Genomic DNA, 20,490 nt, shown 5'->3' on the forward strand with positions numbered 1-20,490 from the left:
TAACTATTGCGTACCGGGTGCGGGACAGGATGCCAGACCGGTTATCTTGTTTCTTCCCGCGTTGATGAACCCTGATGGTTCACCATGAAAAGTGCTGAAAGGGTGAGCAGTATGGCGCCACTGATCAGTATCCACCCGGCGTGCTGAAAGGCGGCTAAGCTACCCTGCGTATGCGCCAGTCTGACGTAGCACGCCGTCACCAGGGCCGCGCCAGCCATCGCGCCAACACGCTGCAGGATGTTGAGAATCGGTGCTGCATCAGAAACATGACGGGTACCCGCCATCGCCAGGCCTGCCGCCATCGCCGGCACTGTCGCAAGGGCTAAACCGAACCCTCTGATAGCGAGTGTGCTACCGACCAGGAGGTAGCTACTGCCTCCATCAATCATGGCCAGCGGCCATGTCGCCAACACCGAGAGCAAGCCGCCAACGATCAGTACCACGCGAGGACCCAGCCGGTCTGAGAAATAACCGGCGACCGGGAATCCTATGGCAGAACCGATTAACTGCGGAGTAAGGAGCAAACCCACGTCAGCCAGTGCTTCATGGCAAACGTCGCGGAAATACAACGGGAGCAGGAACTGCCCACCAAAATTCACCGCACCTCCGATAGCCATCAGCAACGCCGATAATGTGAAGCCACGATGTTTGAAGAGGCTGAGATGAAGTAAAGGCGAGTCAATGCGAAAAGAGCGAAAGATAAACAAGCCGATAAACAGTGTACCTACGCTGAGTAAGACAATGTTCCCGCTATTTTCACCACTATTCAGGCTGACGCCTTTAATACCCTCCATGAGCAGGGGGAGGCTACAAAGAATCAGTATTAACCCCATCCAGTCCAGGGAGAGCGGCTTATCATTTTTTATTGTCGGGCGAGGGAGTAATTTCCATCCCGCAAGCCAGGCACAGAGAGATAAGGGGACATTAATAAAAAACAAGACTCGCCATCCGCAGACCTGAAGCAGAACGGCACCCAGAGACGTTCCCAGTAAGGGCGCAATGACGATAGCCACGCCTATCGTACCAATGATCCGCCCGAGGCGCTCACGACCGACCACCAGACCCAGGATCGTCTGCCCGGCCGGCACGAGTAACCCGCCTGCCAGACCTTGCATTATTCTGGCGGTGAGCAGCACTTCGATATTCGGGGATAACGCGCAAACTGCCGAGAAAACACCAAATAAAATAAGTGCATAGAGCCAAAGTTGGGTGGCGCCAAACCGTTTTACCGCCCATGCGCTAACCGGAACGCCTGCGGCCAGCGCCATGAGGTATGCGGTAGCTATCCACTGGATGGAGGCGTCCGTCACCCCCAGGCCCTTTGCCATGGCCGGAAGCGCAGCACTGAGCATGGTGGATGAGAGCATGGTAGCGAATGCCCCAAGGGTGATGATGGCGGCTTGCATCCACAAAACCGGCGGGATGGCATTGATGGGATCAGCATGGTTTGTTTTCTTAGCCTGCGTATCTCGATTGATATTCATGGGATAACCTTTAGGTGCGATGCGTTAAAAATCTATCATTGATCAATTTTTCTATCAATGATAGATTTATTTTCATCAATGGCGCCGGTAGGCTCCTGGTCAGGAGAGGCGCTCTTTTCATCTACCACGGGCTCGGTTTGATGCATTAACAACAGGATGAACACCATGGCTAAAATTCAGCGGGATCAGGTCATTAATGCTGCATTAGAACTCTTAGATGAAGTCGGGCTGGAAGCGATAACGACGCGAAAGCTGGCGCAAAAGCTGGGGGTAGAATCCGCAACGCTGTACTGGCATTTCAGGAACAAGGCCAGCTTACTGGAAGAGATGGCCGCAACCGTTTTAGCCAGGCACCATTCACTTCCGCTGGCTGAAGACACGGCCGAGTGGGCAGACTGGCTGGCAAATAACGCGCGCAGTTTCCGCCGCGCGCTTCTCGCTCATCGGGATGGCGCATTGCTCCATGCGGGGACAACACCGGCGCGGGTAGGAGGGGAAACGTTCTACCCAAAGGTGGCTTACCTTATGCGGGCCGGCTTTTCTGAGGCCGAAGCCGCAATGATATTACTCACTATTAGCGAATATACCCTGGGATGCGTATTAGAAGAGCAGTCTCGTACAGACAGACATGATGATGAAAGATCGTCTACATCCTCAACAGAAATCAGTCGTATCGATGCGCTTACCCACCAACATCCGGATACGTGTTTTGAGTTCGGTCTGTCTTTGATCATGAAGGGGTTATTAAAATAACTCGTTCCAGATTTCAGCTATTGCGACAGCGTTTTAATGATTTTATATCCGGATCGTTATTCTCCGGACATCCTGAACGGTGACCTCCCGATGGCGGGAGGGTTATTTGTTCATGACGCAAGAATCACCGCAGCGTCGGGGGATCAGGATCCTGTTTTATACTGATTAAAAAAATGCAACAACGCGTCGGGTGTCTCGTCCCCAAAGAGAATGCCTGCCATTGCCTGCGCGTCGTTGGCCGCACTTTCGACGCGGATAAACATCTGTTCTTCATAAGCGGACAGCGCGGCTTCAGGATTATCTGCATTGGCCGCAATCGCGAGTCCCAGCTCAGCGCCATCCTCTAACGCGAGATTAGCGCCTTCGCCGAACGGCAGCATAAGATGCGCGGCGTCGCCCAACAGCGTTACGCCTGCTGTTCGCGGCCATCGAAGTCCGGGAGGTAAAAAGTGAATAGGGCGCAATACGGGCTCACCATCACCCTCCGTAATCAATGTTTGCAGTGGATGCGCCCAGCCATCGAATTCATCGACTATACGTTGCACGTCAACCTGTGCATTAGCGGACGTCACGTCAGCGAACCAGGCCTGAGGCCGGCACAGAGCAATGTAAACGTGGATCACGCCGCCAGGCTCCCGGTGCGCCATGATACCCTTGCCCGGCGAGAGCGCAAAAAATGAGCCGCGGCCTACTGCTTGTGCGCAAGCCAGATGATCGGTATCAACGTTACTAAGCCAGCGCTCGACATACGAAAATCCCGCATAGGCAGGGACAGCATCGGTGACCAGAGCGCGGACACGCGACCAGGCGCCATCTGCGCCCACCACCAGGGAGGCCCTGGTGGTGGAGCCATCCGTAAAGTACAAACTATGCGTGCCGTCATCATGGGGGACGATATCTGCCACTTTACGGCCCCATTGCACGGTGTCCGCAGGAAGCGACTCCAGCAGCAGCGTGCGAAGCGCGCCGCGAGAGACTTCTGGTCGGCCGCCCAAACCATCATCGAACTGCTCGAACAATACGTTGCCCGCTTTATCGAGTACGCGCGTGGATTGACCACCAGGAAGAATAAGGGCCCGGAAGGCATCGTACAGGCCTGCCGCTATCAGCGCCCGCTGGCCATTATGATCGTGGATATCCAGCAAGCCACCTTGCGGGCGGGCCTCAGGGGAGGCTTCAGCTTCGTAGACCACAGAGGAAATGCCGTGGACATGTAAAACACGTGCGAGCATGAGGCCGCCGAGTCCTGCACCGACGATGGCAATGGATGAGGTCATTTTTCGCTCCAGGTATGGTATGGCGGGTGTCGTTGTCCGGCTGTTCCTGGTTTCGATACCGCGCGAATAAGGATAGTTAACGTGAAATCGCACCCAGGGGGCTAACGGAAGCCTGAGGGTATGCTGAGCGGTATTGCCCATATTGTTCCCGGACAATTGGGGGGCCGGGACCCCCGCCTGACTGTCCTCTCTGCGCTCAGCTTACACTTAGACGAGCAAAGTTCTCTATATTGATCATTGCTGGTTAATCGTCAAGGCCGCTATTCAATACCCCTTCAGCGGACGCCTGCCTGTGGCCATGGTCACCGAACTTCACCCACTCAGGTTAAACGACGTCGATGACCCGGATCCCTCTGTTTTTCGCCATCTTTATGCACTCCGCCGTATCTTCTCCGCCAGGAAAAGCCAGCAGTACGTCAGGGCGGCTATCTTCCAGCATAAACAAATTGCGCCTTGTCTCTGCATATTTTCCGTGCAGCGCCCAGTTTGCCGGGTAGCGGATCACGTGAACGTCGATCCCGCGCGCCCAGTTTTCTATCGCGCCGCCCAGCGCCTGGTGCCCTCCGTGAATCAACACGTTAATCGTCTGTGTACGGGCATAGAGATCCAGCACATGGGTGATGGTATGGGTGTCGGCATAAAACCGACCCGAGCAGATTAACACTCGCATTTTTTGTACCTTAACGTTGCTTGCCTTGAAAAGGATCTCGTCCGCGCGCTGGCGGTTATTGTTTTTTAAACATCCGGCGGCGTTTCAATAAACCGCAGCGAGGTATCGCCCAGGCGGTCAATGACCGGGTAGGCGACGGCGGCGATATGGTGATGTACGCGGCGGTAGTCCCGCAGCACTCGCTGGAAAATGTCGCCGGATTCCGCCCAGGCATTCTTGTCCTCCCGCAGTTTTTTGAAGTGCTCGCGGCTGGCTGAGGCCTCCAGGTGGCGGATGGTTTCTTTGCGCTGCACCAGCTGGTGGGCAGCAGACAAGTCTTCACGCAGGAATGCCGCTATTCCTAAGTTCAGGCTGGTGAGGAGCTCCGCATGCAGCAGGCGAATATGGTGTAATTCAAAGTCGTTAAACTGCTCTCCCCGGCGTGCGCGGCGCGTGGCCAGCTGGGTCAGATTGCTGGAGAGAATGTCGCCCGCGTGCTCAACATTGATGATGAACATCAGGATTTCCTGGGCACGATCGGCATCCGCATCATTCAGCCCGTCCTGACCAATGTCGGCGAGGTAGGCGCGAACCGCCGCGCTGAGCAGATCGACCGACTGCTCCAGCTGGCGGATGTCATCGGCAGCCTGTTTTTCCTGGGTCACAAACAGCACCAGCAGTCGGTCCAGCATGATGGTTAGCATGTCGGCGGCGCGCAGCGATTCGCGAACCGAATTGGACAGGCCGATATAAGCCACTTCCAGACCCGCATCGTCGAGATACATCGGCATACCCGGGTCGCCTACGCGCTCTTCTTCCGGAAACAGTCGCTCCAGGAAGCGAGCCATTGGCACGTTCAGGCCGATAAACAGCAGCGCGAGCGCCACGCTAAAGGCGGTATGAAACCACACCACCAGCTGCGGCGTGTTCAGCCCGGATTTACGGGCGATCGCCATCAGCAACGGCAGAAGCAGTAACGCCAGCGCGCAGCCGGACAGGCGGACCATCAGGTTGCCAACCGGCAGGCGGCGGGCCACCGCGGACCCGGCGTTTAACACTGGCGGTAACGCGCCGCCGATGTTGGCGCCAAGCACCAGCACCAGGGCCGTAGCCGGGGTCAGCGTGCCGGTACCGGCGAGGGAGACGATCAGCAAAATCATCGCCACGCTGGAGTGGCACAGGAGCGTCAGGAGCGCCGCCACCAGCAGGGCAATGAAAATATCGCCCTGTAGCCCCTGCATCACGGCATGAAACACCGGCGTGACCTCAATGTCCTGCAGCGTGCCGCCCAGTAAATGCAGCGCCAGCAGCATCAGGCCGAGGCCAATCAGGGCGCAGCCCACACTTTCAAAGCTGGAATGGTCGCGTAGCTTGAAAACCACAAACCCGGCCAGCAGAAGCAGCGGAATGGCGATTTCCATGTTAAAGCTCATCAGCTGGACCACCAGCGTGGAGCCGATGTTGGCGCCGAGCATCACCGCAAGCGCGGGGGCAAGGCTTAGCGTACCTGCGGCGGTAAATGACGTCGCCATCATACTGACCGCCGTGCTGCTTTGCAGAATGCCGGTAATGCCAATGCCGGAGAGCAGGGCGGTCCAGCGGTTAGTGAGGTGGCGTCCCATCCAGTTGCGCAGCGGCGTGCCGAAGCCGCGCTGCAGCGCCGTTGAAATCATATGGCTGCCCCAGAGCAGCAATGCGATGGCGCCAGCCAGGTTAATTAACAGAGTGGTTCCGGACATCATGAATTCCCCCTCTACAGGGCGGGTAGTGAAATAAAACGCAGTAACCTGATCGAAAAACGATGTATGGCGCTGGCGAGGTTCAGTAATGCTTTAGTGTGTTGATAGTTAATCTTCCCTCCGGCGTACCATGCCAGGGCACGGACGCGAAGGGTGCGGGTTATTTTCATTAAAAATAAGACAATCAACGCGATGGTCTTATTTTTAATCAGGAAAATGATGGAATGTTGCTTTTCCATAATGCTTCCAGCCTGTGTGGCCTGCCTGAAAGGTGCCGCCGAAGCGGCACGTGAATCACTGTCTTTAACGCAGAATTAGTGCCACTGCCTGAAGCGACGGATGTAGAACGTTTTCATGCCCTGGGCCACGCAGCAGTAGGCGAGCAGGGTGCCGACCAGCCACGGGAAGTACTGCCACGGCAGTGCCTGCAGCCCAACCAACGGCCCAAGCGGAGAGAACGGCACGTAAATTCCAATAGCCATAATCAGACCGGTCATCATCAGTACCGGCCAGGCGGCGGTGCTTTGAATGAACGGAATTTTCTGGGTACGCAGCATGTGCACCACCAGCGTCTGCGACAGCAGGCCTTCAACGAACCAGCCGGACTGGAACAGGGTCTGCATGTGTTCGCTGTTGGCGCTGAACACAAACCACATCAGCGCAAAGGTCGTCATGTCAAAAATGGACGAGGTCGGGCCAATCCAGACCATAAAGCGGCCGATGTTTCTTGCATCCCACTTGCGCGGTTTGCTCAGGAACTCTTTGTCCGTTTTGTCCCACGGCAGCGCGAGCTGGGAGATGTCGTACATCAGGTTTTGCAGCAGCAACTGGATCGCGAGCATCGGCAGGAACGGAATGAACGCGCTGGCCACCAGTACCGAGAACACGTTGCCGAAGTTGGAGCTGGCGGTCATGTTCAGGTATTTCATAATGTTGCCAAAGGTCTCGCGGCCTTTGATGACGCCTTCTTCCAGCACCATCAGGCTCTTTTCCAGCAAGATGATGTCGGCCGATTCCTTGGCGATATCGGTGCCACTGTCGACCGAGATACCCACGTCGGCATCGCGCAGAGCAGGGGCATCGTTAATGCCGTCACCGAGAAAGCCCACCGTATGACCATTGGCCTGCAGCGCCTTCAGCACGCGCGATTTCTGCAGCGGCGTTAGCTTGGCGAACACTGTGCGCTCTTCCACCAACTGCTGCAGGGCCGTGTCGCTCAATGGCTCAATCTGCGGGCCGAGTACCGGTTCGCCTGGTTCCAGTCCCACCTGGCGGCAAATCCGCGTAGTGACAATCGCGTTATCGCCGGTCAGCACTTTGACTGCGACGCCAATATCCATCAGGGCAGCAATCGCCGGACCCGCGCTCTCCTTAGGTGGATCGAGGAAGGTGAGGAAGCCGCGGATAATCAGATCGTGCTCATCAGCGGTGCTGTACAGTCTTTTCGCTTCGGCTTTCGGAATGTCGCGCGTAGCGACCACCAGAACGCGGAAGCCGTCTTTGTTGTAGTCGTTCGCCATCGCCAGCATGGCGTCACGGCGCTGATCGTCGAGGGGGATAACCTTGCCATTCTCTTCCATGTGGGTGGCGATGCTCAGCATCTCCTCCACGGCGCCTTTGCACACCAGCAGATGATTGCTCTGGCTGTCTTTCACCACAATCGACAGGCGACGGCGCACGAAGTCGAACGGCATCTCATCGACTTTGCTGTACCCCTGAGGTTGCACAAAGCCCGACTCATTTTCAGAGAAGTAAATGACCGCCTGATCCATCAGGTTTTTGATGCCGCTTTGATAGTGGCTGTTGAGCCAGGCCAGCGCCAGCACGGACTGATTTTTCTGACCGTGCGTGTCGACGTGGTGCTCAAGGATGATTTTATCCTGCGTCAGGGTGCCGGTTTTGTCGGTGCACAGCACGTCCATCGCGCCCAGGTTCTGAATCGCGTTAAGGCGCTTAACCACGACTTTACGCTTCGCCATAGCCACCGCGCCCTTGGCGAGGTTGGCGCTGACGATCATTGGCAGCATTTCTGGCGTCAGACCTACGGCGACGGCCAGAGCAAACAGCAGGGCATCCCACCATTCGCCCTTCATCAGGCCGTTAATCAGGAACACCACCGGCACCATCACTAGCATAAAGCGGATCAACAGCCAGCTGACGCTGTTCACCCCGCGATCAAACGCCGTTTGCGCCCGGGTGCCGACAATCGCTTTTGCCAGTGAGCCAAAGTAGGTCCTCGGCCCGGTCGCCACCACGACCGCCTGAGCGGTGCCGCTGACAACGTTGGTCCCCATGAAGCAGATGTTAGGCATATCCAACAGGTTCTCGTTGTCAACCGCCTTGTCGTGTGCGGATTTCTGCGCCACGTCGCCGAGGGTGTCGTACTTCTCAATCGGCAGCGCTTCGCCGGTCAGGACGGCCTGACTGATAAACAGGTCGCGTGATTCGATCAAACGGACGTCCGCCGGGATCATGTCGCCCGCATAGAGCTGCACGATATCGCCCACCACCAGCTCGCGCATCGGGATTTCACGTGGCGTTCCTTTTTGCCCGGCGTGTTCGCGACGAACGACCGTCGCGGTGGTGCGAACCATCGCTTTCAGCGCTTCGGCCGATTTAGCCGAGCGGTGTTCCTGCCAGAAGCGCACCAGTCCGCTGAGGGCAACCATGGTGCCGATGATTATCACCGTCGTCAGGTCGCTGTCTTCGCCATGGCTGGTGGGCAACCAGTAGTCGGTGAAGAAGCTGATCCCGGCGAGAATGGCGAGCACATAAATAAACGGGTTGTTAAACGCCATCAGCAGCTGGATCAGCGCGTGCGGCGGCTTGTCATGAGTCACTTCGTTCAGGCCATCCCGCTCCAGCCGGGCATTTGCCTGGGCTTCCTGCAGCCCTTCCCGGGTGGTGTTGAGGTTGACCAGGGTTTCTGCGATACCGTTTTGGGCTTCCTGGGCGGCACGCATAGACAGCGTGCTTTTTTTATTTCGGTTCTTGGTTTGTACAGTCATGGTGCTGCTCCTGTCGCCGGGAGGCAGCAGGCTTTTTACGGTAAGACCCGGATTAAGGGCGGCCGAAAATAGCCCGATGTCGCATCAGCGATCGGTTTTAATTAATTTCGCACAGGGCTTCCTGCTGTTTATTATTAAAAATAAACAGGCGTGAAGTTTATATTTTGTTTTATTTGGACGTGATTATTCCTGCCGATGTACAAGTATGAATACATCAGTGAATAAACAGGTACCAGCAGTGACTTAACTCAGCATGACACACGAAAACGGGCTGCGGCATAGCGCGCAGACACGGCCTACGGCGTAACGGCTGAATCAGGCGACGAAGGGGCGACTTTGTGGGTCTTCGCCATCAGAGAAGCGGCAACGACGCTCCAGCTGGCCGGTGACAGGACTGACGCGCCAGTTAGTAATGCGTTGATTCAACTCGCTGATTTTCGAAGAGAAAATAGATCTTTGCTGTTTTTTTCGCGCAGACGACGCCCGATCGCGGGGCGGCCGGACACGTAGCGTTGATGTCATGGTTTTGACACCAGGAAAAAGGGTAGATTTGAAGTTCATAACACACCTCGGGACCGTGAAAACTCTGGTCGAGGTGGGACAACACGAGAGCATCAAGCTCCGGCGAGACACACCAAAACGAAGAAGTGATCACAATCGATTTTATGTTTACTTGTCCGAATAACCGTTAAGGCAATATTCGGACCGCTACTAAATTCAGTATCCATTAGTCTCTTATGTCAGATTAGGAAAGGCCACAACTTAGGCCCATGAAATCTACCCATAGCCAATGTTATTGTCAACACATTCATATCAATTTAAATCTTCGTTTATATTTTGTGTAGAAACATCAAATCGTAGATTTAATCATCGGTGTTTTTCGGACGGTCGTAAAAAGGATAATAGCGGTCAGTGCGTTCATTTACGGACCCCCTCGGCGCGGCGTCAGATAACGCGCATTATCCCTGCACCGCAGCCGGAAAAACCGCCGCCAGCCATTCAATAAAGACGCGGAGCCGGGGCGGCACGTGCCGGTGCCGGGCATAGACGACGTGAAAGGGATAGGGGGCCGGGCGCCAGGCGCTGAGGATCTCCACCAGCTTGCCGCTTGCCAGCGCGGGTTTTAGCGAATAGGTAAAGGTCTGCACAATGCCTAAGCCCGCCTCGCCGGCGGCAATATGCGCGTTGCTCTCATTGATGCCGAGATGGGGCTCTGTCTTGAGCTCGGTACTGACGCCGTGACGCGTAAAGCGAAACGGAAACGCTCTGCCGCTGGCCGGCGACAGATAGCTGATGAGCTGGTGGCCATGATGGAGTTCATCCGGCGAGGCGGGCGTGCCGCAGCGCTGAAGATAGCCAGGGGTGGCGCAGGTGACCAGCGTCGCCTCGCCGATTTTACGGGCGATCAGCGTCGAGTCTTCCATCGGCCCGCCGCGGATGGCGCAGTCAATATTGCCGCTGATGAGGTCCGCGGGTTTATCGGCCACCTGTAAATCGATACGGATATCCGGCCAGGAGGTCATAAAGTCCGCCAGTAGCGGGATCAGCACATCGCACGCGGTCGACCCACCGATGGCGATCCGTAGATGGCCCTTCGGCCTATTGTGGGCGGTATTGAAGGAGGCGTCGATCTCTTCCAGGTCTTCCAGCAGGCAGCGGGCTTTTTCATAGTACTCCCGTCCTTCCGGCGTCACGGTAATACGTCGGGTGGTGCGCTGCAGGAGGGAAACCCCCAGGTGCGCTTCCAGTTGCTTGATGGTTTTGCTGAGCGTGGCGTTGGGCATATCCAGCGAGTCCGCGGCGCGGGTAAAGCTGCCGGCTTCGACAACGCGGATGAAGGCTTTGAGGGCTGAAAATCGGTCCATTATTCGCAGTATCCTGGTGAGTGGGCGTCCATTATCCACGGAGAGGAAAAGTGTTTTTCAGATTAGGCCATTTTTCCGCCTCACTGAGGCGATTACAGTGCTTTCCATACCCGGCGGGGCGCTTTCGCGAGCCTGGCCTGTTAATACTCTAACCAAGGAAATGCACCATGAGCAAAAAACTTGCGGATAAAGTGGCGTTAGTGACCGGCGGCAGCACCGGGATTGGCCTGGCGTCGGCGAAGGCGCTGGCGGAGCAGGGCGCGAAGGTGTATATCACCGGCCGCCGACAGGAGGAGCTGGATGCGGCGGTAAGATTCATCGGGCCCGCCGCCCGCGGGATCCGCGCCGACGCCGCCGTGTTAAGCGACCTTGACGCGGTATTTGCGACCATTGCCGACGAGTCCGGCCGGCTGGATGTGCTGTTCGCCAATGCTGGCGGCGGGGATATGCTGCCGCTCAGCGCCATCACCGAAGCGCACGTCGAGCGGATTTTCGCCACCAACGTGCGCGGGGTGGTGTTCACCGTCCAGAAAGCGCTGCCGCTGCTCACCGACGGCGCCTCGGTGATTTTGACCGGCTCTACGGCGGCGGTCAAAGGGACGGCGAACTTCAGCATCTATAGCGCCAGTAAAGCGGCGGTACGCAGCCTGGCGCGCTCCTGGGCACTGGAGGTGAACGATCGCGGGATCCGCATCAATGTCGTCAGCCCGGGGCCGGTGCGTACCCCGGGTCTGGGAGGACTGGTCGCGGAGGCGGACCGTCAGGGCTTGTTCGACGCCCTGGCCGCCAGCGTACCGCTCGGGCGGCTGGGCGAGCCGGAGGAGATTGGCAGGACGGTGGTATTTTTAGCGTCTGACGAGTCGAGCTTTATTAACGCCGCAGAGATCTATGTCGACGGTGGAATGGCGCAAATCTAAGCACAGTCTGTCGCCAGGCGAGCCGCCCCGGCTGATACCGGGGGGCTCGTGGTTATGGCGATCGCTTACTCACCGCTCGGGTGGGCAGCTTATTGCGCGCCCAGCTGTTTCATCAGCGTCAGGTTATCTTCAATATGCCAGTTGGCGGCAATTTTACCGCCGCTGATCTGATAGATATCGGTGGCAATAAAATCGATATTTTGTCCCTTCCCCTTCCGGGTGCCGAAGGTCCCGGTAAAGTGGCCATGAAAATGTAAGTGTGAGACCACCCGGTCACCGGCCACAATCATTTGTTCGACATCACAGCGTAAATCCGGCACCGCCTGACGAAACGCTCTGGAGGCGAGGATCGCGCCTTCCGGCCCTTGTCGGCGCCCTTCCGGGGGCGTTTTATCGATAAAATTCCCCGCCAGCGCCGCCCGGGCCAGCGCTTCATCACCGGTATTCCAGAACGTGGCGTATTGCCTGGCGACATATTCATTGGCGGCGCGTGTGGCAGGGGGAAGGCCGCTGTCAACGATGAGCTGGGCTGGCTTCAGCAAACCCTGCGGGGCTGAAAACGCGGAGCCGGATATCCCGGCAAGCAGCAGCGCTGTGGCGCAGCGCCGCAGCGCGATGCCGCGTCTGGCCTGCGCGCACACAACATCGACACCACGGCTGGCAGGTAACATTTTGCGGGTCATTTTCACTCTTTATGCTCCGTATAGAAGGGATAGTCGGTATAGCCCACCTCTGTCCCGCCAAACAGCGTGGCGGGATCGCTGACGGTTGCCAGCGACCAGCGGTGCTGAAGCCGCTGCGGCAGGTCAGGATTAGCAATAAACGGCCGGCCGAAAGCCACCAGGTCGGCGAAACCGGCGGTGAGGATACGTTCCGCCTTTTGCTGATCGTAATTGCCGGCCACGATCAGGGTGCCGCTGAAGGTCGCGCGCAGCGTGTCACGAAAGTGCTGGGGAACGGCTGGCGCATCGTCCCAGTCCGCCTCCGCCAGGTGGATAAAGGCGATACCCTGCTGTTCGCACCAGGCCGCCAGGGCAAGGATGGCGTCGATCACCTGCGGGTCGTTCATCCCGCGCTGGGTAATGAAGGGGGAAAGGCGGATGCCCGTCCGCTCGCGGCCAATGACGTCGCCGATGGCGGTCAGCACCTCCTGGGCAAAACGGATCCGGTTGCTCAGGCTACCGCCGTACTCATCAGTACGCTGGTTGGCGGTACGCCGCAGGAACTGGTCGATCAGATAGCCATTGCCGCCGTGCACTTCCACGCCGTCAAACCCCGCCGCTATCGCATTGCGCGCCGCCTGACGGTAATCGGCGACAATACGCTGAATATCCGATCGGGAGAGCGCCCGCGGCGGTGGGCAGTCCACCATCTGGCCCCGGCCTTGCTCATCCACCACCCAGACCTGGGCGTCCGGCGCCAGCGCCGACGGGGCCACGGGGTGCCCATCCGCATGAAAACGAGCGTGCGACATCCGGCCCACGTGCCAGAGCTGAGAAAAAATAACGCCGCCAGCATGGTGAACGGCCCCGGTCGTCAGCTGCCAGCCGGCAATCTGCTCAGCGGAATGCAGGCCAGGCGTCCAGGAGTATCCCTGTCCCTCAGGAGAGATTTGCGTCGCCTCCGTGACGATCAATCCGGCGCTGGCGCGCTGGCGGTAATATTCCGCCATCAGCGCGGAGGGGATATTTCCGGGCTGCAGGGCGCGCGCCCGGGTCATGGGAGCCATGACGATGCGGTTTTTCAACGGCAGCGTGCCGATGCGGTAACGATCGAAAAGTGAGAGGCTGTTCATACGGGTGTCCCTTGCGAGTGGAATGAAAATCACTTTACAGTCGGGATCTGATTTTGATAATTAGGCTAAAATCAGATTCACTTTTCAGGAAATACGAAAAATGGGCAAGCTGGAAGATATGGCGCTGCTGGTGGCTGTCGCCGAGGCGGGGGGACTCTCCGCCGCCGGCAGACGGTTATCGCTCTCACCGGCCACCATGACGGCCCGCCTGAAGGCGATGGAGGAGCGCTACCAGACCCGCCTGTTCCATCGTTCCACGCGCGCGATCACCCTGACCAGGGCGGGGGAAGATTTTTATCATGCCGCGCGGCGCGTACTGGAGGAGGCCCGTCACGCCGAATCGTTGCTGACGCAAAAGGAAGGGGTGCTGAGCGGCAATATTCGTCTTTCCGCCCCCTCCGACTTTGGCCGACAGTATCTTAGCCCGGCCATCGTCGACTTTTCCCGCCGTCATCCGGAGGTCACGTTTTCCGTGTTCTTAGGTGAGCGCGTGGAGGATCTGGTCGCCAACCGGCTGGATATGAGCATTCGCGTCGGTAACCTGCCAGACAGTAGTTTGGCGATCCGCCATATCCGCCCCAACCACCGGGTGCTGGTGGCTTCGGAGGCTTATCTTGCCACTCACGGAACGCCTGCCGCCCTCGACGAGTTGCACCATCACCGCTGCCTGGCGCTAGAGCGGCACGGTGTGGTGATGAATGAATGGCGCTTTGAGGAAGCGGGAAAGGAGCGCGTGGTGCGGGTGACGCCGGCGATGGTCTGCGACGATGGGGCACTGCTGCGGCAGTGGGCGCTCAGCGGGGCGGGGATCGCCGGTAAATCATGGTGGGATGTGAAGAGGGATGTCGAGGAGGGACGGCTTCAGGTGCTGTTTGCCGAGCGCTTCACCGGATTCAGCCCCTTAGACCGCAAGGAGGTTGGGCTGCAGTTTGTCTTTCCCCAGCGAAAGCTGCAGCCGCCGCAGGGGTCGGCGTTTATGGCGTTTTTTATCGACTGGCTGGGGGAGTCATCCCCCTCCAGCGCGAGGCGAAGGTGAGCAGAACATGACCTCAGCGCATCTGGCTGAGGATAATACGATCGAAAAGACGGTCGCCCAGCCAGACACGCATCCGGATAAGCAGTTTGGCATACTTACCAACGGCATAACGGGGGCGTGGATTTGAGGCCTTCACCGCGACCAGGACCGCCTCGGCGATCGTCTGCGGGTCGCTGCCGGTGCCATGGCCGTACGTTTTTTGGATCGACAGGGCGACCCCTTTTACCAACTGACCATACGGTCCTGTGGCCGAACGTTTGACAATACTTTCACTGGCCGCATCGCCGAAGCCGGTTTCAATCACTCCAGGTTCGATGATAACCACCTTGATGCCGAAGTCGGCGACTTCCAGCCGCAGGCAGTCTGACCACCCCTCAAGTGCATGTTTGGTGGCGTGGTACCATGCGCCGAGGACGCTATACATCTTCCCGCCCATAGAAGAGATATTGACAATATATCCGCGACGGCGGGCGCGCATCGCGGGAAGCAGTAGTTGCGTGAGATGCGCCGCGCCGAAGAGATTGACCTCAAACTGGTAGCGAGCCTCATCGATACCGATCTCTTCGACCGGGCCATACAGGCCAAAACCGGCATTATTGACCAGTACATCGACCCCTCCGGTCTGAGACAGAATGGTGTTCACGACCGCCAGCCGATCGTCCTGTCGTGAGAGATCCATCTGCAGGCATTGGGCCCCTAGCGAAGCCAGATCGTCCATTTTCCCGAGCTGCCGGGCAGCAACGTAAACCTGGTAACCCTCCTGGATAAGACGACGGGCAATGGCTTTCCCCATCCCTGACGATGCGCCGGTGACCAGCGCGGTTTTCTTTTCCTGAATAAACATAAACACCTCGGCAAGTAGACTGCGCTGAGTGTGCCTGCTGTCAGGCGCGGTGTCGCTGGCACGGTACGCCACAATACTGGCAAAGCGCGCCATGACGCGCGCTTAGTTGAGGCGCATCATGTCTCTGAGGGTTTCTGGCGTCTGGCCGGTCCACGCCATAAAAGCCCGATAGAAGGAATTCGGATCTTCAAAACCGAGCAGAAAGGCGATCTCATAACCGGAAAGCGTGGTATTGAGAAGATAGTGGCGAGCCAGCGCTTCGCGACAAGCGTGAACAAGGGCGCGATAATTCTCTCCCTCCTGCTCCAGCCTGCGCTGCAGGGTGCGTTTGCTCATTCCCAGACGTTGCGCCGTATTGTCGATAGAGGCGTCGTTGCCCGGCAGAAGCTCCAGCAGGACTGCATGAACACGTTCAGCCGTTGAGGCCTGATCGCTAAGCTGGCTGAGACGACGCTGCAGCTCCGGCTCAAAGACCTGCCACATACCCTCGTTCACCGTCAAAAAGGGCCGCAGGGCATCAGCGGCGGCAAAGCTGATGGTCGCCCGCTTTCCACGCTGTATGGTCGTGCCGAAGAAGGCTGAAAAGTGGTGGGTCTGCTGGCGGGTGAGGGGCTGTGAGAGCGTTACTTTCACGGCCTGAACCGGTTCGCGGGTGGCCAGTCGGTTCAGCCGAAGTAAAAATGCCAGCTCTGCCACTTCCAGAGAGGCAGGGATTTCTGTTGCTCCCAGCCAGCGCGGAGACACTGTCAGCGTGCCGTTCTGCACGACCATCGTCTCCAGCACCATGGGGGCAATAAGCAGTTTATACTTGGCCAGCCGCTGGACCGCCTGCATCATGTGGGTACTACACAAGGCGGCGAACAGCGGGGGATCAAACACTTCCGCAGAGACCCTTTCTACAAAGGGCAAAGGAAAGGCCTGATCGTCGCTTTCTTTTTCCAGCACGCGCCAGAAACGCAGATACTCATCGGTAGTCAGACCGCGATTGATGTCTGAAAAGGTGTCGTCCGGCAAACCGGCCTGGCGGAGGAGATGTTCAGGCTCCATCCCTGCGTCTTTGAGCAGCGCTCGCCAACGGAGATTGAGAGAAAAAGTGCGGTTGCGTGCCATGGTGAAATTTCCAGCAGTGAACAGGGCTTTGATGTGCAACGCCCCCTGATAAGAGCATACCTTTTCCCACTCGCCAGTGACATTCCTCTTGCGCCATATTTGAAGTAAAGCACGCCAGCAATGAGAAGGGGGAACGGATGTGACCCGCGGGGTCGTTAGCCACCTATAGAGTCTTGATCTCAAATATGATTAGATAGCTTTCACTTAAAACCAGTAAGTAGCTGCCATGAATCTCAGGGAAAAAATCATTAATGAATTCGGCGGGTTGTCGCCCGAGCTGCAACGCGCCGCCGAGTTCTCACTGCAAAATGCCAGCCAACTGGTGGTGTTATCGATGCGTGCCTTCGCGGCGGAAGCCGGGGTAAAACCGGCGACGCTGCTGCGTCTGGCGCAGCGGCTGGGTTACCGCGGCTGGAGCGAGCTGAAAAGCGATTTCATTGACGACCTCGGGCTGCGCAATGATACGTACGTATCAAAAGCGGAAAAAATGATGGCCCGCGGCACGCAAACGCAGCTGTATAAAGAGGTTTTTCAGGCGCATCAGGCGAATCTGACCTTTACGCAAAACGAAAATGCGCAGGAGATGGAGCAGGCGGTGACCTTGCTCGATAGCGCGGAGAATGTCTATATCTGCGGATTCCGCGCCAGCTTTCCAATCGCGTGGTCGCTGTTTTATGTCTATCGACTGTTCAACCGGCAGGTATCGTTAATCGATGGCCTGGCCAGCAATATCGAAGTTTTCACCCGCGAACTGACCAACCGGGATTGCGTCTTACTCACCAGCTTTGCGCCCTATTCACGCGAATCACTGGATGTTTTACGGGCAGCCCGGCAGGCAGGGGCGAAGATCCTCGCCATTACCGACTCGCCGGTTTCCCCCTTAGCGCAGGCGGCAGACTGCACGCTGCTGTTTTCCATCGACAGTCCGTCATTTTTCCCTTCCGTGGTCTCCGGCATGGGGCTGGCGGAGTGTTTACTGGCGATGCTGGTGGTGCGCCACGGCCGGGAGGCGGTGAGTAAAATTGAAAGTGCCGAACGCTATCTTATCGATTCTGGCGTCTATGTGATCCCCGGTAAATCCTGATAAATGATTCAAATGTATCTGATATAAGAATTATGGATGCATTTATATCTTTATTTCGTTGACGTGATCCAAATGGATCCTGCAAGATACGCTCAATTAATGTAGCGGATTCAGGAGCAGAACCCAGTATGAGTCATGTCATTCACCGCAGCCTGCGTAGCACGCCGATCGTGGCCTCCCGTGCCCAGGGGGCCTATATCTTTGATGCCCAGGGAAAACCGTATCTTGATGCCTGCGGCGGGGCGGCGGTTTCCTGCCTCGGACACGCACACCCTGATGTGCTGGCGGCGATGCACCGCCAGATCGATCAGCTGGCCTATGCGCATACCAGTTTTTTTACCAGTGATGTCGTGGAACAGCTGGCCGAACATCTCACCCGCACGGCACCCGGCGAGCTTAACTATGCCTACTTTGTCTCGGGCGGATCCGAGGCAATAGAGACGGCGCTGAAGATGGCGCGGCAGTACTTTGTGGAGATCGGCCAGCCATCGCGCACCCGATTTATCGCCCGTAAACAGAGCTATCACGGCAATACGCTGGGCGCGCTGGCGGTGGGCGGTAACGAATGGCGCCGTCGCCAGTTTGCCCCCTTATTAATGGATGTTATCCGCGTCTCAGCCTGCAATGAGTACCGCGATCGCCGGGCTGACGAGACCCAGCAACAGTATACCGAACGTCTGCTTAATGAGCTGGAGCAAGCCATCCTTGAGGCCGGCCCGGAAACGATTATCGGTTTCTGTGCGGAAACCGTGGTGGGGGCGACGACGGGGGCCACGCCGCCGACGCCAGGCTATCTGAAGGGGGTACGCCGCCTGTGCGATAAATACGGCATCCTGTATATCGCAGATGAGGTGATGTGCGGTATGGGGCGTACCGGGACGCTGCACGCGTTTGAGCAAGACGACGTGGTGCCTGATTTAGTGACCATCGCCAAGGGGCTCGGCGGGGGTTATCAGCCGATTGGGGCGGTACTGGCGAGTGAGACCATTGTTTCCGCGCTGAAGGCGGGCAGCGGGTTGTTCCAGCATGGTCACACTTATATTTGTCATGCTACCGCCGCGTCGGCAGCTCTGGCGGTGCAGCAGGTGATTGCGCGCGATAATTTACTGGCTGCCGTCAAACAGCAGGGCGCCTATCTGCAACAGGCCCTGCGCGAGGTGCTGGGTGAGTTACCGCATGTCGGCGATACGCGCGGGCGCGGCCTGTTTGCCGGCGTCGAGCTGGTGCGCGATAAAGACAACAAAACCCCGTTCGACCCTGCCCTGAAGCTGCATGCTGCGATCAAAGCAAACTGTATGGCGCGCGGGTTGATGGTCTATCCCATGGGCGGCACGATCGATGGTCAGTATGGCGATCACATCCTGATCGCGCCGCCGTTTATCATCACCCCGGCGCAGATCGACTTTGTGGTCGATACGCTGAACAGCGTGATCCGCGAAGAGACGGGGAAATTATGATTAATCGTTTACCGCCCCTGGCGGAACAGGAATGGGACGAGCAGCAACGTCAGTTAGCGGAAGAGATTATCAATGGGCCGCGCGGCGCCTTGCTGCCGCCTTTTGAGCCGCTGCTGCGTAGTCCCGAGCTGATGGCGCATGCCCAGCGTATGGGGGAGTATTTACGTTATCGCAGCGCGCTGGGTCAGCGTCTTTCTGAACTGGCGATTTTGCTGACCGCACGGCACTGGTCACAGCCGGTAGAGTGGGCGATCCATGCGCCAATAGCACGTGAGAAGGGCATCTCTGCCGCGGCGGTGCGGGCGATTAAGCAACGGCGCCCGCCAGACGATCTCCGGCCCGATGAGCAGGTGGTATATGACTTCTGTCAGCAACTGCATCAACAGCAAAAGGTGAGTGATAGCACCTGGCAACAAGCCGTTGATTTATGGGGTGAGAAGGGCGTGGTGGATCTGATTGGGATAAACGGTTATTACAGTTTTCTCTCCATGGTGATGAACAGCGCCCAGACGCCCGTACCGGATACCACCGACTCTCTATTTTCTGAATAAGTTAGCCTTTTCATTCGGGCGCATAATAATGCGCCCTGCATATCAAGTGTTGTTATTGGTTCTTCCGGCGATATATATCGCAGGCTGATATTCGTTGCATGCCATTTCATTGACGCTGAGGGTAATTATGACTGGATTATTTAATAAATTAAAACTGACGCTGGCTTTGGTTATTTGTTCAGCCAGTTTTGTGACAGCAGCCCAGGATAAAATAACGGTGGGCGTGGATACCGCCTTTGTCCCTTTTGAATTTAAACAAGGTGATAAATATGTCGGCTTTGATATCGATTTGTGGGACGCTATCGCAAAGAAAATGCATATCAGCTACGAATTAAGGCCGATGGATTTCGGCGGCCTCATCCCCGGGCTGCAGTCGCGCAATCTGGACGTGGCGATGGCCGGCATAACCATTACCGATGCGCGTAAACAGGTCGTGGATTTCAGTGATGGGTATTATAATGCCGACCTGTTAATAGCCGTGAAAAGTACTGATAATTCCATTGCCAAATTCAGTGATTTGACCGGAAAAAAAGTTGGCCTTAAGCAGGGGACGGCGGCGGCCAGCTTTATGAAAAGCAAATATAAAGCGAATTATATCGAGTTCCCGAACATCGATAACGCCTACCTTGATCTGCAGGCCGGCAATCTCGATGCCGTCGTTCACGATTCGCCAAATGTCCTTTACTACGTGAAGACGGCGGGTAATGGCAAGGTCAAATCCACCGGGGAGACGGACAGCATTCTGCCACAGCAATATGGCTTTGCGATGCAGAAAAACAGCAGCCTGACGCCAAAAGTGAACCAGGCTCTGCAGGCCCTGCGTGCCGATGGTACCTACGACAAGATTTACGTAAAGTGGTTTGCTAAACAGCCGAAATAACCCTGCCAGGTCGGAGCGATCCGACCTCATTTCTTCTTGAC

At 57.1% G+C, this 20,490-nt stretch carries 19 protein-coding genes; 7 read left to right on the top strand and 12 right to left on the bottom strand.

The window, feature by feature from the left end; all coding sequences use genetic code 11:
* Window positions 1–41 precede the first annotated feature (41 nt).
* Entirely contained in the window at window positions 42–1,484 is a 1,443-nt protein-coding gene (locus CWM58_RS00690) for a DHA2 family efflux MFS transporter permease subunit (RefSeq protein ID WP_100679957.1), read from the bottom strand.
* A 165-nt stretch (window positions 1,485–1,649) separates the two neighbouring features.
* Here CWM58_RS00690 and CWM58_RS00695 point away from each other — a divergent pair, with 165 nt between their 5' ends.
* Entirely contained in the window at window positions 1,650–2,237 is a 588-nt protein-coding gene (locus tag CWM58_RS00695) for a TetR/AcrR family transcriptional regulator C-terminal domain-containing protein (protein ID WP_100679958.1), read from the top strand.
* Window positions 2,238–2,380: 143 nt separating this feature from the next.
* Here CWM58_RS00695 and CWM58_RS00700 read toward each other — a convergent pair whose 3' ends face one another.
* From CWM58_RS00700 to CWM58_RS00730, 7 genes are all read right to left on the bottom strand, one after another.
* On the bottom strand, window positions 2,381–3,514 hold the full coding sequence (locus CWM58_RS00700) for an FAD-dependent oxidoreductase (protein WP_100679959.1): 1,134 nt from the start codon (window positions 3,512–3,514) through the stop codon (window positions 2,381–2,383).
* A 325-nt stretch (window positions 3,515–3,839) separates the two neighbouring features.
* Window positions 3,840–4,184 (bottom strand): SLOG family protein, encoded by a 345-nt coding sequence (locus tag CWM58_RS00705; RefSeq protein WP_008807658.1) that lies wholly within the window; start codon window positions 4,182–4,184, stop codon window positions 3,840–3,842.
* 65 nt (window positions 4,185–4,249) lie between these two features.
* The gene (locus tag CWM58_RS00710; RefSeq protein ID WP_100680554.1) at window positions 4,250–5,902 is read right to left on the bottom strand and encodes a Na/Pi cotransporter family protein; all 1,653 of its coding nucleotides are present in this window, start codon (window positions 5,900–5,902) and stop codon (window positions 4,250–4,252) included.
* A gap of 14 nt (window positions 5,903–5,916) precedes the next feature.
* A complete protein-coding gene (locus CWM58_RS00715) occupies window positions 5,917–6,141 on the bottom strand; it encodes a hypothetical protein (protein WP_016160720.1) in 225 nt (74 codons plus the stop codon).
* Between the two features lie 75 nt (window positions 6,142–6,216).
* Window positions 6,217–8,910: a magnesium-translocating P-type ATPase gene (mgtA, locus tag CWM58_RS00720; RefSeq protein WP_100679960.1), complete on the bottom strand. Its 2,694-nt coding sequence runs from the start codon at window positions 8,908–8,910 to the stop codon at window positions 6,217–6,219.
* A 315-nt stretch (window positions 8,911–9,225) separates the two neighbouring features.
* A complete protein-coding gene (locus tag CWM58_RS00725; protein WP_100679961.1) occupies window positions 9,226–9,471 on the bottom strand; it encodes a hypothetical protein in 246 nt (81 codons plus the stop codon).
* A 398-nt stretch (window positions 9,472–9,869) separates the two neighbouring features.
* Window positions 9,870–10,775, bottom strand: a complete 906-nt coding sequence (locus CWM58_RS00730) for a LysR family transcriptional regulator (protein ID WP_100679962.1) — start codon at window positions 10,773–10,775, stop codon at window positions 9,870–9,872.
* Window positions 10,776–10,942: 167 nt separating this feature from the next.
* Here CWM58_RS00730 and CWM58_RS00735 point away from each other — a divergent pair, with 167 nt between their 5' ends.
* Window positions 10,943–11,692 (top strand): SDR family oxidoreductase, encoded by a 750-nt coding sequence (locus CWM58_RS00735; protein ID WP_012542112.1) that lies wholly within the window; start codon window positions 10,943–10,945, stop codon window positions 11,690–11,692.
* Between the two features lie 89 nt (window positions 11,693–11,781).
* Here CWM58_RS00735 and CWM58_RS00740 read toward each other — a convergent pair whose 3' ends face one another.
* Both CWM58_RS00740 and CWM58_RS00745 read right to left on the bottom strand, forming a co-directional pair.
* Window positions 11,782–12,375, bottom strand: coding sequence for an ester cyclase (locus CWM58_RS00740; protein WP_100680555.1), 594 nt, complete (start codon window positions 12,373–12,375; stop codon window positions 11,782–11,784).
* A 2-nt stretch (window positions 12,376–12,377) separates the two neighbouring features.
* Window positions 12,378–13,487 (bottom strand): alkene reductase, encoded by a 1,110-nt coding sequence (locus CWM58_RS00745; protein ID WP_100679963.1) that lies wholly within the window; start codon window positions 13,485–13,487, stop codon window positions 12,378–12,380.
* 100 nt (window positions 13,488–13,587) lie between these two features.
* Here CWM58_RS00745 and CWM58_RS00750 point away from each other — a divergent pair, with 100 nt between their 5' ends.
* On the top strand, window positions 13,588–14,523 hold the full coding sequence (locus CWM58_RS00750; protein ID WP_100679964.1) for a LysR family transcriptional regulator: 936 nt from the start codon (window positions 13,588–13,590) through the stop codon (window positions 14,521–14,523).
* Window positions 14,524–14,536: 13 nt separating this feature from the next.
* On the opposite strand, the gene CWM58_RS00755 is transcribed toward CWM58_RS00750, so the two are convergent.
* Window positions 14,537–15,367 (bottom strand): oxidoreductase, encoded by an 831-nt coding sequence (locus CWM58_RS00755; protein WP_008807649.1) that lies wholly within the window; start codon window positions 15,365–15,367, stop codon window positions 14,537–14,539.
* A 102-nt stretch (window positions 15,368–15,469) separates the two neighbouring features.
* Window positions 15,470–16,477, bottom strand: a complete 1,008-nt coding sequence (locus CWM58_RS00760) for an AraC family transcriptional regulator (RefSeq protein WP_100679965.1) — start codon at window positions 16,475–16,477, stop codon at window positions 15,470–15,472.
* Window positions 16,478–16,703: 226 nt separating this feature from the next.
* On the opposite strand from CWM58_RS00760, the gene CWM58_RS00765 reads away from it, so the two are divergent.
* From CWM58_RS00765 to glnH, 4 genes are all read left to right on the top strand, one after another.
* On the top strand, window positions 16,704–17,561 hold the full coding sequence (locus CWM58_RS00765) for a MurR/RpiR family transcriptional regulator (protein ID WP_008807647.1): 858 nt from the start codon (window positions 16,704–16,706) through the stop codon (window positions 17,559–17,561).
* A gap of 128 nt (window positions 17,562–17,689) precedes the next feature.
* Complete coding sequence (locus CWM58_RS00770; protein WP_016160729.1) at window positions 17,690–19,018, top strand: aspartate aminotransferase family protein; 1,329 nt, start codon at window positions 17,690–17,692, stop codon at window positions 19,016–19,018.
* Window positions 19,015–19,569 carry a carboxymuconolactone decarboxylase family protein gene (locus tag CWM58_RS00775; RefSeq protein WP_206053113.1) on the top strand — a complete coding sequence of 185 codons (555 nt, stop codon included), beginning with the start codon at window positions 19,015–19,017 and terminating at the stop codon, window positions 19,567–19,569. The genes CWM58_RS00770 and CWM58_RS00775 overlap by 4 nt, the downstream gene beginning before the upstream one ends.
* Before the next feature lie 127 nt (window positions 19,570–19,696).
* The gene (gene glnH, locus CWM58_RS00780) at window positions 19,697–20,449 is read left to right on the top strand and encodes a glutamine ABC transporter substrate-binding protein GlnH (protein WP_008807644.1); all 753 of its coding nucleotides are present in this window, start codon (window positions 19,697–19,699) and stop codon (window positions 20,447–20,449) included.
* Window positions 20,450–20,490 lie beyond the last annotated feature (41 nt).

Source organism: Klebsiella sp. H-Nf2 (genome assembly GCF_002806645.1).
Classification (GTDB): domain Bacteria; phylum Pseudomonadota; class Gammaproteobacteria; order Enterobacterales; family Enterobacteriaceae; genus Klebsiella; species Klebsiella variicola.

Coding starts and splice junctions, on each gene's coding strand:
- CWM58_RS00705 (WP_008807658.1), bottom strand. CDS start 4,184: ATGCGAGTGTTAATCTGCTCGGGTCGGTTTTATGCCGACACCCATACC.
- glnH (WP_008807644.1), top strand. CDS start 19,697: ATGACTGGATTATTTAATAAATTAAAACTGACGCTGGCTTTGGTTATT.
- CWM58_RS00740 (WP_100680555.1), bottom strand. CDS start 12,375: ATGACCCGCAAAATGTTACCTGCCAGCCGTGGTGTCGATGTTGTGTGC.
- CWM58_RS00715 (WP_016160720.1), bottom strand. CDS start 6,141: ATGGAAAAGCAACATTCCATCATTTTCCTGATTAAAAATAAGACCATC.
- CWM58_RS00710 (WP_100680554.1), bottom strand. CDS start 5,902: ATGTCCGGAACCACTCTGTTAATTAACCTGGCTGGCGCCATCGCATTG.
- CWM58_RS00770 (WP_016160729.1), top strand. CDS start 17,690: ATGAGTCATGTCATTCACCGCAGCCTGCGTAGCACGCCGATCGTGGCC.
- CWM58_RS00745 (WP_100679963.1), bottom strand. CDS start 13,487: ATGAACAGCCTCTCACTTTTCGATCGTTACCGCATCGGCACGCTGCCG.
- CWM58_RS00775 (WP_206053113.1), top strand. CDS start 19,015: ATGATTAATCGTTTACCGCCCCTGGCGGAACAGGAATGGGACGAGCAG.
- CWM58_RS00760 (WP_100679965.1), bottom strand. CDS start 16,477: ATGGCACGCAACCGCACTTTTTCTCTCAATCTCCGTTGGCGAGCGCTG.
- CWM58_RS00700 (WP_100679959.1), bottom strand. CDS start 3,514: ATGACCTCATCCATTGCCATCGTCGGTGCAGGACTCGGCGGCCTCATG.
- CWM58_RS00735 (WP_012542112.1), top strand. CDS start 10,943: ATGAGCAAAAAACTTGCGGATAAAGTGGCGTTAGTGACCGGCGGCAGC.
- CWM58_RS00690 (WP_100679957.1), bottom strand. CDS start 1,484: ATGAATATCAATCGAGATACGCAGGCTAAGAAAACAAACCATGCTGAT.
- CWM58_RS00695 (WP_100679958.1), top strand. CDS start 1,650: ATGGCTAAAATTCAGCGGGATCAGGTCATTAATGCTGCATTAGAACTC.
- CWM58_RS00750 (WP_100679964.1), top strand. CDS start 13,588: ATGGGCAAGCTGGAAGATATGGCGCTGCTGGTGGCTGTCGCCGAGGCG.
- CWM58_RS00725 (WP_100679961.1), bottom strand. CDS start 9,471: ATGAACTTCAAATCTACCCTTTTTCCTGGTGTCAAAACCATGACATCA.
- CWM58_RS00730 (WP_100679962.1), bottom strand. CDS start 10,775: ATGGACCGATTTTCAGCCCTCAAAGCCTTCATCCGCGTTGTCGAAGCC.
- mgtA (WP_100679960.1), bottom strand. CDS start 8,910: ATGACTGTACAAACCAAGAACCGAAATAAAAAAAGCACGCTGTCTATG.
- CWM58_RS00765 (WP_008807647.1), top strand. CDS start 16,704: ATGAATCTCAGGGAAAAAATCATTAATGAATTCGGCGGGTTGTCGCCC.
- CWM58_RS00755 (WP_008807649.1), bottom strand. CDS start 15,367: ATGTTTATTCAGGAAAAGAAAACCGCGCTGGTCACCGGCGCATCGTCA.